General features: G+C 63.7%; 12 protein-coding genes. 3 read left to right on the forward strand and 9 right to left on the reverse strand.

The annotated features are described in order from the left end of the window. Positions 1 to 11: 11 nt before the first annotated feature. The 5 genes from lepA to rpoE all read right to left on the reverse strand — a co-directional run bounded on the left by lepA (position 12) and on the right by rpoE (position 6,431). Positions 12 to 1,829 (reverse strand): translation elongation factor 4, encoded by a 1,818-nt coding sequence (lepA, locus tag C793_RS0108690; protein WP_017430549.1) that lies wholly within the window; start codon positions 1,827 to 1,829, stop codon positions 12 to 14. Positions 1,830 to 2,036: 207 nt separating this feature from the next. Continuing rightward, positions 2,037 to 3,470, reverse strand: a complete 1,434-nt coding sequence (locus C793_RS0108695) for a DegQ family serine endoprotease (RefSeq protein WP_017430550.1) — start codon at positions 3,468 to 3,470, stop codon at positions 2,037 to 2,039. A gap of 178 nt (positions 3,471 to 3,648) precedes the next feature. Continuing rightward, positions 3,649 to 4,665 (reverse strand): MucB/RseB C-terminal domain-containing protein, encoded by a 1,017-nt coding sequence (locus tag C793_RS13715; protein ID WP_245550208.1) that lies wholly within the window; start codon positions 4,663 to 4,665, stop codon positions 3,649 to 3,651. A 90-nt stretch (positions 4,666 to 4,755) separates the two neighbouring features. After that, positions 4,756 to 5,574 (reverse strand): sigma-E factor negative regulatory protein, encoded by an 819-nt coding sequence (locus C793_RS0108705; protein WP_026106198.1) that lies wholly within the window; start codon positions 5,572 to 5,574, stop codon positions 4,756 to 4,758. Between the two features lie 260 nt (positions 5,575 to 5,834). Further along, on the reverse strand, positions 5,835 to 6,431 hold the full coding sequence (rpoE, locus tag C793_RS0108710; RefSeq protein WP_017430553.1) for an RNA polymerase sigma factor RpoE: 597 nt from the start codon (positions 6,429 to 6,431) through the stop codon (positions 5,835 to 5,837). A 558-nt stretch (positions 6,432 to 6,989) separates the two neighbouring features. On the opposite strand from rpoE, the gene C793_RS0108715 reads away from it, so the two are divergent. Then, the gene (locus C793_RS0108715; RefSeq protein WP_017430554.1) at positions 6,990 to 8,066 is read left to right on the forward strand and encodes a 3-deoxy-7-phosphoheptulonate synthase; all 1,077 of its coding nucleotides are present in this window, start codon (positions 6,990 to 6,992) and stop codon (positions 8,064 to 8,066) included. Between the two features lie 169 nt (positions 8,067 to 8,235). Here the strand turns inward: C793_RS0108715 and dinG are convergent, their stop codons facing one another. Together dinG and C793_RS0108725 are read right to left on the reverse strand one after the other, a co-directional pair. Next, positions 8,236 to 10,365 (reverse strand): ATP-dependent DNA helicase DinG, encoded by a 2,130-nt coding sequence (dinG, locus tag C793_RS0108720; protein WP_017430555.1) that lies wholly within the window; start codon positions 10,363 to 10,365, stop codon positions 8,236 to 8,238. Between the two features lie 5 nt (positions 10,366 to 10,370). Then, entirely contained in the window at positions 10,371 to 11,645 is a 1,275-nt protein-coding gene (locus C793_RS0108725) for a DEAD/DEAH box helicase (protein WP_017430556.1), read from the reverse strand. Positions 11,646 to 12,136: 491 nt separating this feature from the next. Between C793_RS0108725 and C793_RS0108730 the strand changes: the two genes are divergently transcribed. Both C793_RS0108730 and xthA read left to right on the forward strand, forming a co-directional pair. Further along, on the forward strand, positions 12,137 to 12,397 hold the full coding sequence (locus C793_RS0108730) for a hypothetical protein (RefSeq protein ID WP_017430557.1): 261 nt from the start codon (positions 12,137 to 12,139) through the stop codon (positions 12,395 to 12,397). Then, a complete protein-coding gene (gene xthA / locus C793_RS0108735; protein WP_017430558.1) occupies positions 12,397 to 13,221 on the forward strand; it encodes an exodeoxyribonuclease III in 825 nt (274 codons plus the stop codon). Before C793_RS0108730 ends, xthA begins: the two co-directional genes overlap by 1 nt. Before the next feature lie 17 nt (positions 13,222 to 13,238). Here the strand turns inward: xthA and C793_RS0108740 are convergent, their stop codons facing one another. Both C793_RS0108740 and C793_RS0108745 read right to left on the reverse strand, forming a co-directional pair. Next, positions 13,239 to 14,312: a hypothetical protein gene (locus tag C793_RS0108740; protein WP_017430559.1), complete on the reverse strand. Its 1,074-nt coding sequence runs from the start codon at positions 14,310 to 14,312 to the stop codon at positions 13,239 to 13,241. A gap of 2 nt (positions 14,313 to 14,314) precedes the next feature. Beyond that, the coding region (locus tag C793_RS0108745; protein WP_017430560.1) for an energy transducer TonB at positions 14,315 to 14,809 on the reverse strand (495 nt) is incomplete at its 5' end.

Below are 14,809 nucleotides of genomic sequence, written 5' to 3' on the forward strand. Positions count from 1 at the left end.
GAATCAGTGTCCTAGTCGTCGTTGACCTTGAGCACGGCGAGAAAGGCGTCCTGGGGAATCTCCACGCGCCCAACCTGCTTCATGCGCTTTTTACCGGCTTTCTGCTTTTCCAGCAGCTTTTTCTTGCGCGACATGTCGCCGCCGTAGCACTTGGCCGTGACGTTCTTGCGCAGCGCCTTGACCGTGGAGCGCGCCACAACCTGGCTGCCGATGGCCGCCTGGATGGCCACGTCGAACATCTGCCGGGGAATCAGCTCTTTCATCTTTTCGACCAGCGCGCGCCCCCGGGGATGCGCATGATCACGATGAATGATGACCGCCAGGGCATCAACCTTGTCGCCGTTGATCAGCACGTCCAGACGCACCAGGTTGGCGGCCTCGAAGCGCTCGAAATTGTATTCCAGCGATGCGTAACCCTTGGACAGCGACTTGAGCCGGTCGAAAAAGTCCATGACCACCTCGGACATGGGCAGCTCGTAGGTCAGCTGAATCTGGTTGCCGAGAAACAGCATGTCGAGCTGGGTGCCGCGACGCTGCTCGCACTCGGCGATCACGTTGCCCACAAACTCCTGGGGCACCAGAATGCTGGCGCGGACAATGGGCTCGCGCATTTCCGCCACGTCGGCGAAGTCGGGCAGCCGGGACGGGTTGGAGACGTAGCTGTACTCGCCGTTTTCCATCATCAGCTCGTAGACCACCGTCGGCGCGGTGGTCAGCAGATCCAGGTTATATTCGCGTTCCAGACGCTCCTGGATGATCTCCATGTGCAGGGTGCCGAGAAAGCCCACGCGAAAGCCGAAGCCCATGGCGTCGGAATTTTCCGGCTCGTAGTCCAGCGAGGCGTCGTTGAGCGCGAGCTTTTCCAGCGCATCGCGGAAGCCTTCGTAATCGTCGGCGCTGACCGGGAACATGCCGGCGTAGACCTGGGGGTTGATCTGCTGGAAACCCGGCAGCCTGGGGGTATCCGGGGTTTTGGTGTGGGTGATGGTATCGCCCACCGGCGCGCCCTGGATATCCTTGATACCGGCAACCAGAAAGCCGACCTCGCCGGCATGCAGCACGCCCGTTTGCTTGCGCTGCGGGGTGAAGATACCAACCTCGGTGGCTACCCAGTCGCCTTCCGTGGAGGTAATCCGCAGCTTGTCGCCCTTGCGCAGGATGCCATCAAACACCCGCACCAGCGATACCACGCCCAGGTAGTTATCGAACCAGGAATCGATGATCAGCGCTTTCAGCGGCGCGTCGCTTTCCCCTTTGGGCGGCGGGACGTCGCGGACCAGCCGCTCCAGCAGGGCATCAACCCCCAGCCCGCTTTTGGCGGATACCTGGCAGGCATCGGCGGCATCAATACCGATAATTTCCTCGATCTCCTGGGAAACGCTGTCCGAATCGGCCTGGGGCAGGTCAATCTTGTTGAGCACCGGCAGCACTTCGAGCCCTTCTTCCACCGCCGTATAGCAGTTGGCTACCGACTGGGCTTCCACGCCCTGGGCGGCATCCACCACCAGCAGCGCGCCTTCGCAGGCATACAGCGAACGCGACACCTCGTAGGAAAAGTCCACGTGGCCGGGCGTGTCGATGAAGTTGAGCTGGTAGATTTCGCCGTCAGCCGCCTTGTAGTCCAGCGTGACCGACTGCGCCTTGATGGTGATACCGCGCTCGCGCTCGATATCCATGGAGTCCAGCACCTGCTCCTTCAGCTCGCGGTCGGTGAGCCCGCCGCAGACCTGAATCAGGCGGTCCGACAGCGTGGACTTGCCGTGGTCGATGTGCGCGATGATGGAAAAGTTGCGTATGTTATTGATAATACTTCTATTTTCGTCTTTCATCAGGTGCCAGAATCCGATATTGGGTCACGCTGTAGGCGACTCTCGGCGCAGCGTGGGTAAAGAATGGCGGCTATTGTACCGTTCCCGGATGGACCGTGCTATGGCGTATCCGCGCTGACCGCTGCGACACGCCTCAGCACTCGGGCACAACAAGGCCCGACACCATGGCCGGGCCTTGAGGTTTGCATCTTCAGGATCGCCAGCGGACTACGGCATGCGCAGCGCCACAAACAGCGAGCGGCCCTCACGGTACAGGCGCAGCGGGATGGCTCGGTCGTCGGGCAGCTGCTGGACGATATTGACCAGGTCGTCGGCCGACATCACCGCCTGGTGATCCACGCTGACCAGAATATCGCCGGATTTTATCCCGGCGCTCGCCGCAACGCTGCCGGGCTTGACCCTGCGGACCTGAACGCCGCCGTCGATCTCCAGCCGCTTGCGCTGCTCCGGGTCAACGTCGCTGACTGCCACACCCAGGCGCGCCTGGCTGGCCGATTCATCGCGGCGTTGCGACGTTCCCTTTTCGCTCTCGGGCCAGCTGCCCAGCGTTACCGTTTCGCGGGTTTTCTCCCCGTCGCGCAGCAGCGAAAGCGTGACCTCTTCATCCGGTGCGACGCGGCCAATCAGCCGAGGCAGTGTGCTCGAACGCTTCACCGCCTGCCCGTTGACGGCCAGAATCACGTCGCCGGCCTTGAGGCCACCCGCGGCGGCCGGGCCTTCGGGGTCCAGGTCGGCAATCAGCGCCCCGCCGGGCTTGTCCATGCCGAAGGATTCGGCCAGATCCCGGGAAACGGGCTGGATCATCACACCCAGCCAGCCGCGATCGACCTTGCCGTCCTGGCGCAGCTGGTCGGCCACATCCATCGCCACGTTGACGGGAATGGCGAACGACAGGCCCATGAAGCCGCCGTTACGGGTAAAGATCTGGGAGTTGATCCCGATGACCTGGCCGTCCAGGTTAAACAGCGGCCCGCCCGAGTTACCCGGGTTGATGGCCACGTCGGTCTGGATGAAAGGCACGTAGGCGTCCTGCGGCAGGGTACGATTCATCGCGCTGATGATGCCCGACGTTACCGAGTGGTCAAAACCGAAGGGCGAGCCGATCGCCGCGACCCAGTTGCCGACTTCCAGCTCGTCGGAATCGCCCATTTCCAGCGTGGTCAGATCCTCGGCATCCACCTTGATCAGAGCGATATCGGTCTGCGAGTCACTGCCGATGATCTTGGCGGTCATTTCCCGACGATCGTTAAAGCGCACCTGTACCTTGTCGGCATCGCGGACCACATGCGCGTTGGTCATGATGTAGCCGTCTTCGCTGATGACAAAGCCCGACCCCAGCGACTGGCGTTTCTGTGACGGCCCCTGGCCGGGCCCTCCGCCGTGCGGCGAGGGAGAACGCCCGCCGAAGCGGTCACCGAAAAAGTGGCGGAAAATCTCGGGGACATCCTGGCCGTTGAAATCGTGGGGTAATGACGGGCTGCGCTGCTCGACTTCGCGCGTCGTTGAGATATTGACCACGGCCGGCGCCGCCTGCTTCACCAGCTGGGTAAAATCCGGCAGCTCGCGCGCCTGGGCGGCGCCGGCGGCCGTTATCCATACAAGACAAAGCCACAGCGTGGCGGGGAGAATCATGCGTTTCATGCAAGTGCTCCTTGGGTAACAGTCAACCGGATAACAATCCGGCTGGATGACAATGAGTGAGTTGGCAATGAATGAGGCGACAATTCATGAAATGAAAATCAATGGAATACCCATCAAGGGGATAACCATCAATAGAATAACAATCAATGGAATAACCACCCATCAAGTCAGCGGCATGCTATTCCGTTGAGTGAGTGTCCGTTGACCGGGTGTCTGCTGACTGAGTGTCTGCTGAATGAGTTTCCGTTGACCGGGTGACGGAGCGCGCGATGCGCCCGAGCATATCGGGTGGAATCTCGCCGATAGCGATTACCTGCCAGGGCTCATCGCCCGAGTGGCGCTCCACGGCAATGGCGGACACGCCCAGACGGTGGACGCCGGTAGCCAGTGCCGTGGAAACAGCCGGGGATTCCACAAAGACACTGACCGTCGCCAGACCGTCGCTGTACAGCCGCTGGGTACGGCCCTCCTGCGACTGCTGCACCGCGCCCGGCTGACGTACCATGCCATCCGGCAGCCAGCCGGTGCGCCACTCGGGCAGGTCGTCGTTTGCGCGGTTTTCCACGGTGACGGCATCCGGGTAGCGTTCGGGGGACTGCAGCCGGGTTACCTGAAAGGTTTCCAGAATGGTGTCGTCGTTATCGCGCAGGACGTGCTTCAGCAGCAGCCCGGTTTCACGATCCAGCCACCACTGATGGCGATAGCGGTCGTCGTCGACGGGGGTAAACGTGAGTTGCACGGCGTCGCGGTCGGCAACGCGCTTGTCCTCGGCGAGGGAAAGATCGTAGACAGATGCCACGTGCCTGGCCCAGCGCAGGGGCATGGAGGGCGATGCGCCGTCGGAGGCGTCTTCGACGGGCGGTTGACCGTCGGGGGCAAGGCTGCCTGGCCAGCCCCAGTACCCCACCCGGGCACGGCGTTCCACATTGACGGAGGGCCCGTCAAGGTGCTGGACCACCTGCTGCCTCACCCCGTCACGGATGCGGTGGGAAAGCGCAAGCGTTCGCACGTTCAGGGTATCAATCGCCACGGCCCGCGCCTGAAAGCTATAGCAGTGGCTGGCCCAGAGGCTATAGCTCAACCATTCCACCGGGGCTTCCGGCGCCTTGTCTTCCAGGGTGTCGCAGCTCAGCGTGGCTGCCGCATCGTCCTGTGACGACGCCTTTGCCGCCGATACGGGAGCGGACAACATCATAAGCGCCAACGTCAGCGCCAGGCCGACGGCCGGCGTGCCGACCTTATGATACGCGGTGTTCCGGCCGGTTTTCGTGACCCGCATCGCCGGCTAGCGCCCCAGCGCTTCGGACATGGCCGAGGAACGCGTCAACGGCAGCCAGCTGTCGCTGTTGCTGTACGCCGCACCGTGTGCGTGCTGCTGCAGATAGGACTGCAGCAGCTGCACCTGCTCGCTGTCGACCCGTGAGGTCTGGCGGGAGACCTGCGACGCCTCCATCGGCTCCGGCAGACCGCCGTCGCTGACGGTCATCAGCCCCTGGCGGCCGCTCTCCTGATTCAGACGGAACGGCGTCGGTTCGAACATCGGCATGCCGTCACCGTCGGAAGCGCTGCCTGGATTGGCGGCCCCGGGGTTGGAGGTCACAGGATTGGAGGCCACAGGGTTTGAAGCCAAAGCAGCCGGCTGGGCGAAAGTCGCATCGCTCTCGGCACCGCCCGAGGTGCTCGCCGGCTCCCCTGCGTCTGACGACGTGCCGGCGACTTCGCTGCCGGCGGGTTCGCCCGGTTTCTGAGCGCCGAAATACTGCACGCCGGAGATGACCATGAGCGAAACGGCCGCGGCAACACCGGCTCCGCGGACCAGGGATACGCCCGGCGCGCGCGGTTTGCTCTCGGCGGCGCCGCTGGAGGCATCGGGCGCCGCCGGTACCGGCTCGCCCTGCAGCCTGGCCATGATACCGGCCGAGAGATCAGTGCCGGTATCCACGTCGGGCTCATGCTGCATCAGGCTTCGTGCCAGATGATAGCGGCGCCAGGTATCCGCTGCCCCGGCGTCATCGGGCAGGGCTTTCAGCACCCGGCGCAGCGCCAGGTCATCGCCTTCACCGTCCATCAACGCCGAGAGTGATTCCCGTGTATTCTGACTCATGCTTCACATCCTCACGCCATGTTGAGAAAGCCGGTTTCGCAAGGCCGGCAACCCCGGCAGTCGGCTTCTGTTCACGATATTGTTGCCGTCTGCCGGTATCACGCTAATGCGTTTATCCGTGCCTGTGACGCCAATAAACGCCAACAGTTCAAAAACCGGGGAAAGCGCGTAACATTTTGTTGGTATCGACGACTCGCCCGAGTCGAGTGCCTGAAGCCAGCTGCAACAGCTCTGCCCCGGATTCAAAACACTCCCAACGACTATGCGCGGCTGTTGCGGGCGGTGCTGACCAGCGGGCGAATATGCTCGTCTACCGCTTCCCGGGCGCGAAAGATCCGTGAGCGCACGGTGCCTACCGGGCACTGCATGATTTGCGCAATGTCCTCATAGGCCAGGCCGTCAAATTCGCGCAGGGTGATGGCCGTCCGCAGGTCATCCGGCAGTTTCTCGATGGCGGCAAATACCGATGCCTCAAGCTGGTCCCGGGCAATCGAAGCTTCGGGCGACTCGGCATCGGCGAGGCGCCCGCTGTGGTCCACGACTTCGGCGTCCACGATGTCCACATCGCTGCCCGGCGGACGCCGCCCGCGCGATACCAGGTGGTTTTTCGCCGTGTTGATCGCGATGCGATACATCCAGGTATAAAACGCACTTTCCGACCGAAAGTTGCCCAGCGCCCGGTAGGCCTTGATAAAGGCTTCCTGGGCGACGTCCTGGACTTCGGCGTGATCGTTCACATAGCGGCCGATTACGCCAAGAATCTTGTGCTGGTATTTCTTCACCAGCAGGTCAAACGCGGTGGTATCACCGTTGCGGGCACGTTCAACAAGCTGCTGATCTGTTTCCCGAGTGCCCATTAATACTTGCTCCTCAAGCTCGCACGTCCGGCATTGTGCCTGTCTCCAGACCCGATATTGGCAGGCCGTCTTCCAACTCCTTCACGCTCGAACCCACTACGCCCGAAGGCGCTATTCCCGACCCCGTAACGCTCAAGCCCTGGATGTCGGCCGGCATTCACGGCAGGACGCATAGAGTCCTCCGAGCCGTTTCAAGTTCCATAATCTTAACGTCAATCACCTTCACCATACTTATTGCTGCCCTACGCCACTGCTGACCCAGGTGACCCAGGCCCCTGTTTATTATCCAGGCCCCTGCTTACCCAAGGCCCTGGGCTCCCGGGACACTACGTATCCAGGCCACCGTATCCAGGCCGCTGTATCCAGGCTGCCAAGTGTTACGCGTTCCGCCGGCCGCATCAAGCACTTGCCGCCCACCACGCAGCGCCTCGCGGCTACTTGTCGCGACGCCGGTTCGGCGCCGTGAATTGATTTTTACCTTGCTCACAGGCGATAGTAGCCGGACCCGATTTTGATTTTTTGTCTTCAACCAACGCGCATGCACAAACAGGAAGCACGATGCCCGAACAACAGGTTAACAACCTTAACGTCCTCGCTCAGGACGTCCTGGTCACCCCGGATGATCTCAAGCGCCATATCCCCCTGACGGATAAAGCCGAACGCACCGTGGTGGAAGGCCGCCGGACCATACAGAACATTCTCGACGGCAGCGACCCGCGCCTGCTGGTGGTCGTCGGCCCCTGCTCGATACACGACGTCGACGCCGCGCTGGACTACGCCCGGCGCCTGCGCGAACTGGCCGACCAGGTCAGCGAAAGCCTCTACATCGTCATGCGCGTCTACTTTGAAAAACCTCGCACCACCGTGGGCTGGAAGGGGCTGATCAACGACCCTCATCTCAACGGCTCGTTTGAAATCGAGGAAGGCCTGCACAAGGCGCGCCGTCTGCTGGTCGAGCTGTCCGAAATCGGCCTGCCGCTGGCGACCGAGGCGCTCGATCCGATTTCGCCGCAGTATATTCAGGACTGCATCAGCTGGTCGGCCGTGGGCGCCCGCACCACCGAGTCCCAGACGCACCGGGAAATGGCCTCCGGTCTCTCGGGCCCGGTGGGCTTCAAGAACGGCACCGACGGCAGCCTGGATGTGTCCATCAACGCGCTGAAGTCCGTGGCCCATCCGCACAATTTCCTCGGTATCAACCACGAAGGTCGTGTCGCGATTATCCGCACCCGGGGCAACACCTACGGCCACGTGGTACTCCGTGGCGGCAACGGCAAGCCCAACTACGACAGCGTCAGCGTGGCGCTGGCCGAGCAGGAAATGTCCAGCGCGGGGATTACGCCCAACATCATGGTCGACTGCTCCCACGCCAACTCCAACAAGGATGCCGGGCTGCAGCCGCTGGTGCTGGACAACGTCACCAACCAGATTCTGGACGGCAATCGCTCGATCATCGGCCTTATGGTCGAATCCAATATCGGCTGGGGTAACCAGAAACTCACCGATGACCTCGACCAGCTGGAATACGGCGTGTCGATTACCGATGCCTGCATTGACTGGGATGCCACGGTCAAGGCCTTCACCCGGATGAACGAGCAGCTGGCGGCAGTGCTCGCCAAACGCAGCGCGGCCTGACGGCCGGCGGTTATCCGCTACCCGGCGCTTTTGAACGGCGCCGGGGTTTCCTGCGCAAATGCCATCCTTGTACCGTCCTTACCTGTACTGCTCTTTCGTATGCCCTCTTTCCTGTAGCCCATTTTCCAGTGTCGTTCTTCTTCCTGTGGCGTTCTGCAGCCAACAGCCATCAGGCAATCTCGCGGGTAAACGGCGGTAACGCGTCCAATAGCGCCTTGCCGTAACGCCGGGTGAGTACACGGCGGTCCAGCAAGGTGACGCGCCCGGTGTCGCTTTCCTTGCGAATCAGCCGTCCGCAGGCCTGCACCAGCTTGACCGACGCATCGGGGACGCTAATGCGCATAAAAGGGTTGCCGCCCCGGCTTTCGATCCATTCGGCCAGGGTCGCGCCCACCGGATCATCGGGCACCGCAAACGGCAGCCGGGTAATCACTACGTGCGTCAGATAGCTGCCCGGCAGATCAATACCTTCGGCAAAGCTCGCCAGGCCGAGAATCACGCTGCCCTCTCCCCGGTCCACGGCGTCGCGATGCCGCCCCAGCAATTCCCGCTTGGGGAGCGAATCCTGCGCCAGCAGGCGTTGCTCCACCGTTTCCGGCAGCGCCTTGCGCACGGCGCGCAGCTGGGCCCGGGAAGAAAACAGCACCAGCACGGCTTCCGTGCTATCCAGCCCGCTGATGAAGTCCACAATCGCCTGCTCGTGGCCTTCCCGGTTGCCGGGGTCGGCGGCTTCCGGCGGCACGCTGAGTACGGAGCCGGTGTAGTCGAAGGGGCTGGGCAGTACCTGATAGCGGTAGCGCCCGGCCAGCCCGGCGCGTTCCTGAATGCGTTCAAAACGCCCCAGCGCGGTGAGCGTCGCCGAGGTCACCACCGCACCGTGACAGCGTCCCCAGAGATTTTTGGCCAGCGTATGCGCTGCCGAAACGGGGCTGGCGGAAAATTCGATTTCGGCGTCGCCGCCCGACGAGCGGCTCAGGGTCAGCCAGCGCGCCTGGGGCGGTTCACCCGCCGGGTCTTCGGCGGCAAACGCCTGCCACAGCGCGTGCGCCTCCAGCGCCCGGCCGTGGAGCAGCCCCAACAGAGGCAGCCAGGCTTCGGCCTGTTCGCGTTCCAGCCCGGTCTGCTTATCGGGGTCCAGGCTTTCGCGCAGGATGTCGCCGATGCTCTCCAGGCTGCGCGACAGCTCGGCAAACATCACCAGCAGCTGCCCCGCCTGATCGCGCAGCGCCGACGGAACCACGCCGTTGGCAAAGCGCTGGTTATAGCTGCTTTCTTTCTCGCCCAGTCCGTTGGGCCGCTCGGCCAGCTGATGGCCCAGGGTGAAGATATCCTGCAGCGCCGGCTCCACGGCGTGGAGCATTTCCGGCAGTTTCGCCAGCAGCCGGGCAATAGTCGCCTGGCTGCCCAGCGCTTCGTGCAGATCCGTCAGGCTTGATTTCAGGGTTTTCAGCCAGCCGAGGCAGCCGTTGACGGCAAAGCGGTGGGCAAAGTGCGACAGCGCCTTGTCCGGCAGGTGGTGGCCTTCATCCAGAACAAAGATGCACTCTTCCGGGTCCGGGAGAATCGCCCCGCCGCCCAGCGCCAGATCCGCCAGCACCAGATCGTGGTTGGCCACGATGACGTCGGCGTCGTCCAGCTCGCGGCGGGAGCGGAAGAACGCGCAGGCCGAAAAGTGCCCGCAGCGACGGCCGGTGCACTGACGATGATCCACGGTCAGCCGGCGCCAGCTGGCATCGTCGATGGTATCCGGCCAGCTGTCGCGATCCCCTTCCCAGTCGCCGCGCCCATAGGCCTCGGCCATGTCGCTGGCCAGGCGGTTAAAGTCGCCGCTGCGGGCAATCAGATCCTGTTCAAACAGCGACTGGGTGGGGTTGGGCTCGCTGTCGCCCAGTGCATCGTCCAGGCGCGCGACGCAGACGTAGCGCCCTCGCCCCTTGGCCAGCGCATGACGAAACGCCAGGCCGCTATGCGCCGCCAGCGACGGCAGATCCTGATTCAGCACCTGCTCCTGCAGCGCCACGGTCGCGGTGGAAACCACCAGCCGTTTGCCCAGCGCCCTGGCCACCGGCAGCGCGGCGACCAGGTAGGCCAGCGTCTTGCCGGTCCCGGTGCCGGCTTCGAGCACGCACACATGGTTGTCGCTCTGGCGCTTGCCCGCTTCGTCTACCGTAATGTCGCCCAGGGTGCGGGCAATTTCAGCGATCATCAGCCGCTGGCTATAGCGCGGCGTCAGATCAAGCTCTTCCACCATGCGGCGGTACGCGCCCTGGATATGGCCCTTGAGTTCATCATCCAGCATGACGACTAGAGCAGGCCTTCCGGCGGCTGCTCGCAGGGCAGCTTGTCGTCGATAAGGCGCTCGATTTCCGGCAGCGAAAACGCGTCCTCTTCACCGGCAAAACTGATGGAAACGCCCTGTACGTCCGCGCTCGGGGTACGCCCGATGCGATGGACGTAATCCTCGGGGTCTTCCGGCAGGGTGTAGTTGATCACGTGGTTGACGTCATCGATATGAATCCCGCGCCCGGCCACATCGGTCGCCACCAGCACCCGGGTTTTGCCGCCGCGAAATGCCTCCAGCGTGGCAATACGCTCGCTCTGGGGCACATTGCCGGAGAGCATGGCCGCGTCCATACCGGCGCGAGTCAGTTCGTCGACCAGCTCGCGCACCAGATCCCGGCGGTTGCAAAAGACCATGACCCGTTCGAGGCTTTCCTGCTCCAGCAGGTTCACCAGCAGCCGCGGCTTGTCGGCGTCGGCGACGCGGTAAACGCGCTGGTGGGTATTGGCCTGACTCTCGAAAGTCGCTTCGACCTCAACCTGCGCCGGCTCCTGCGTCCACTCGTTTGCCAGGCTGACGACATCCTCATTCAGCGTGGTGGCAAACAGAAACGTCTGACGCTCCTCGCGGTCGGGCGTATTGCTGACAATGCGCTTGACGTCGGGCATGAAGCCCATCGACAGCATGCGGTCGGTCTCGTCCATGATCAGCACTTCGGTCTGGCCGAGATCCAGCTCGCCCTTCTGCTGACAGTCGTTCAGGCGCCCGGGCGTTGCCACGAGAATATCGACGTTTTTATCCAGCTGCTCTCGCTGCTGCTGATAGTCCATGCCGCCCACGACGCTGGCCACCTGGAAGCGGGTAAAACGCGCCAGCCCCCTGGCATCCTTTTCAATCTGCAGCGCCAGCTCCCGCGTCGGGGCGATGATCAGGGCTCTCGGCGCACCGCTCTGCTGACCGTCGGGGGCCTTTTCTTCGAGAAAATAGGCCAGCACGGACGTCAGGAAAGCGGCGGTCTTGCCGGTGCCGGTTTGCGCCTTGCCGACCAGGTCGCCACCCAGCAGCGTATGGCGCAGGGTTTGCGCCTGAATCGGGGTGCAGTATTTGAATCCCAGGGCGTGAATGGCGCGCATCAACGGCAGCGGCAGGTCAAAATCGTGAAACCGCCACTGGCCGGCAACGGCGGGCACCTTGAACTGGCGCAGATCCCAGCCGGACTGGCGACGACGCGGCTTGCGACGACGGCGCCGGGGCTTGCGCGCCGCGGCCTCGGGGGTAGTCTTTTCCGACTCGCTCATAGGGCTTTCCATACTATCCGTTACGGTGGCTGTGTGATGATCACGCAAGAGCGTGTGCGTACCGGGCAGTGCATGAGATTAAAGACACGCCACGGCATGCACGAAACACCAGTATACACGAAGCGCACAGTGTAACAGGGGTTGGCGCCGCAGGCGCGGCGGGTGTTGCCAGGGTCAGGGCTATCGCCGCTGGCCATGTCCGCAGAGCCGGGGACAGGTCGAAGAGGGGGTTCTACGCCAGGGATGGCGTAGATAGCGTCCAGGGAGGGATTGATAGCGCCCCCTCGCCGACCTGTTGACGGCTCGGCCGAGCGATTGAGGCTAACGACAATAGCCCTGTGTCCGGGGTGCAAATTGCTGGGTGCTCTGCACCGCGCCTGTTAGTATGGTCGCCAGAACTTTTATCCGGGATTCATCGTTTCGGACACGTTATTCGAGACTCTGGCACGTCTGCCCGAGACCCTCTGACCGACCATTATCAGGAGCGCCCCATGACGCGTCGTAAAAAGACCCGCTCGCTCGCCGACAAGGTATCGCTGCGTACCGGTCGACGTAAGGATTACAAACAGTGGCGTCACGCCAACCCCGATCAGGCGGGGCCCTCAAAGCGGTTTGCCGTCAAGAAACACAAGCAGCGCCAGCAGCAGGCAAAAAGGCGCCTGCAGCGCCAGCAAAACGCGCCGGATATCGACATACACCCGTCGGCGTCGGCCGACAACTCACGCGCTCCCGGTAACGGGGAGGCAAACTGATGCAGCTGGTCTCGTTCAACGTCAATGGCGTTCGCGCCCGCCCGCACCAGCTCGAGGCGTTGGTTGATAGCCATCGGCCGGATGTTATCGGGCTCCAGGAAACCAAGGTACAGGACAGCGAATTCCCGCTGGCGAGCCTGGAGGCGCTGGGCTACCACGTGGTATACCACGGCCAGAAAGGCCACTACGGCGTGGCGCTGATGTGCCGTCAACAACCGGAAGCGGTATTCCGTGGCTTTCCCGACGATAGCGAAGACGCCCAGCGGCGCATGATCGGCGTACGCCTGCGGGGTACCGACGGCGAAGCGGTGACCGTATGGAACGGCTATTTTCCCCAGGGCGAAAACGTCGACCACCCGACCAAGTTTCCCCACAAGGAGCGCTTTTACGCTCAGCTATCGCGGCTGCTCCACGAGCATCACTCGCCCGATGACCGCGTTGCGGTGATGGGCGATTTCAATATCTCACCGCAAGATCAGGACATCGGCATCGGCGAGCCCAACCGCAAGCGCTGGCTGCGCGAGGGCAAAACCAGCTTCCAGCCGATCGAACGCGAATGGCTCGGGGGCATCAAGGCCTGGGGGCTGACCGACAGCTATCGCCTCTGCTATCCCGACGCCGATGACCTCTTCAGCTGGTTCGACTACCGCTCCCGGGCTTTTGAACGCGAGCCCAAACGCGGCCTGCGCATCGACTACATTCTGGTCACCCGGCCGCTCGCCGAGCGCACACGCGAAGCGGGCATCGACTATGCGCTGCGCGGCATGACCAAGCCCTCGGACCACGCGCCGGTATGGACAGAGTTTGACCTGACGCTGGCCTGATCCGGCGTCGCCGCTCCCTAAAGACCGGCCAGCCAGGACTCGGCCCGGTCGTCTCCCAGCGCCACCGCGCGCTCCAGCGCCGATCTGGCGCTGGCCTCTTCGCCCCAGGCGTAGGCCAGCTGGCCGAGCAGGCGCCAATCTTCAGCGCGCTGGCTAACGCGCGCCAGCGCCCGGTGGGCAGCCAACGCACGCGGCATATCCCGGGCCTGCTGCCAGGCCGTTGCCCCGAGACGCAGACTCATCGCGCTGTATACCACGCGCCCATTGGCCAGGGCGGCGTCCATCAGTTCGCCGGCGCGTGCCGGCGTTCCGCCGTCGAGGTGCAGAGCAATCAGCTGCCAATAGTCCGCCGGGCGTGTCAGCAGCCCCTGCCGCCAGGCAGTATCCCAAAGTCCGGCAGCGACACCGGGCTGACCGGCACGCTGGGCCACGCCGGCCGCCTGACGCCAGTCACTGGCCGGGCTGTTGACCGACAGCCCGGACGTCAACAGCCCCAGCGCACGGGCTGTACGCCCCGCCCTCAGGTTCACCGCGAGCGACAGCTCACGGCGCCGCTCATCGGTGGGTCGGTCGACCCGCTCCAGCTGCATGGCGGCCTCCTGCCAGCGCTTTTCGCTCGCCAGCCAGCCAATCAGACGCCAGCGGGCCTGCTTGCTATCGCCGTCGCTCTGATTCAGCCATTCGCCCAGCCGGTCGATGGCCTTGCCGTGCTCGCCGGCGGCATGATGAAAGCGCGCCTGTTCGCGTAGCCAGCGGTGCTTTTCGCGGCTGCCGACGCCGCGTTGCCGCCGCGCTTTTGCCAGCTGTTCGGCCGCGGCGGCGTAATGCGCCTGCCCCGCCAGAGCGTTGGCGGCCAAATGGCGGTACAGCGCGGCGGCGTAGCGGTCCGCGGCGTTGCCCGAGCTCAAGCGTTCGGCCTGGCGCCCGGCGTGCCTGGCGACGCGATCATGGCGGCCCTGGTCGAGCGATTGCCCGGTGGCTTTCAGGTCACGGATCATCTCACCGGACAGTGCCGGAGCGGCCAACACGGCGCCGCTTGCGCTCCAGAGCCAGAGCGCACACAGCAAAAGCGCGGATAGATATCGCGGCATGACTACCTCAACTGGAACTCGATACGCTGGGTGGCGCGGCGGCGGCGATCGGCCGTCTCGAACTGCCACTGCTGGATCGCCCGGCGCGCGGCGCGATCAAAGATCTGCTCGGGCCTGGCGCGAATGATATCAACCGACCCCGGCGCCACGCTGCCGTCGCGGCGGATAATAAAATCGACTTCGACAAAGCCTTCCATGCCGCGACGCTGAGCACGCGACGGATAGTCCGGGCTGACGCGGCTGGTCGGGGCGACCTTCCCCGCATCAACCGGGGTATCCGCGCCGGCCGCTTCTCCGGAAGCCGACTCCGCCTGTGACGACTCAGGGGTTTCGGCCCCGGCGTCTTTGGTCGCTGGCTCGGTAACGGGATCAGGGTCCGGTTCGGGTTCGGGTTCGGGTTCGGGTTCGGGTTCGGGTTCGGGTTCGGGTTCGGGTTCGGGTTCGGGTTCGGGTTCGGGTTCGGGTTCGGGTTCGGGTTCGGGTTCGGGTTCGGGCAA

The organism is Vreelandella jeotgali Hwa, assembly GCF_000334215.1.
Lineage (GTDB): Bacteria > Pseudomonadota > Gammaproteobacteria > Pseudomonadales > Halomonadaceae > Vreelandella > Vreelandella jeotgali.

Coding starts and splice junctions, on each gene's coding strand:
- lepA (WP_017430549.1), bottom strand. CDS start 1,829: ATGAAAGACGAAAATAGAAGTATTATCAATAACATACGCAACTTTTCC.
- C793_RS0108725 (WP_017430556.1), bottom strand. CDS start 11,645: ATGAGCGAGTCGGAAAAGACTACCCCCGAGGCCGCGGCGCGCAAGCCC.
- rpoE (WP_017430553.1), bottom strand. CDS start 6,431: ATGGGCACTCGGGAAACAGATCAGCAGCTTGTTGAACGTGCCCGCAAC.
- C793_RS0108695 (WP_017430550.1), bottom strand. CDS start 3,470: ATGAAACGCATGATTCTCCCCGCCACGCTGTGGCTTTGTCTTGTATGG.
- C793_RS13715 (WP_245550208.1), bottom strand. CDS start 4,665: ATGATGTTGTCCGCTCCCGTATCGGCGGCAAAGGCGTCGTCACAGGAC.
- dinG (WP_017430555.1), bottom strand. CDS start 10,365: ATGCTGGATGATGAACTCAAGGGCCATATCCAGGGCGCGTACCGCCGC.
- C793_RS0108705 (WP_026106198.1), bottom strand. CDS start 5,574: ATGAGTCAGAATACACGGGAATCACTCTCGGCGTTGATGGACGGTGAA.
- C793_RS0108740 (WP_017430559.1), bottom strand. CDS start 14,312: ATGCCGCGATATCTATCCGCGCTTTTGCTGTGTGCGCTCTGGCTCTGG.
- xthA (WP_017430558.1), top strand. CDS start 12,397: ATGCAGCTGGTCTCGTTCAACGTCAATGGCGTTCGCGCCCGCCCGCAC.
- C793_RS0108730 (WP_017430557.1), top strand. CDS start 12,137: ATGACGCGTCGTAAAAAGACCCGCTCGCTCGCCGACAAGGTATCGCTG.
- C793_RS0108715 (WP_017430554.1), top strand. CDS start 6,990: ATGCCCGAACAACAGGTTAACAACCTTAACGTCCTCGCTCAGGACGTC.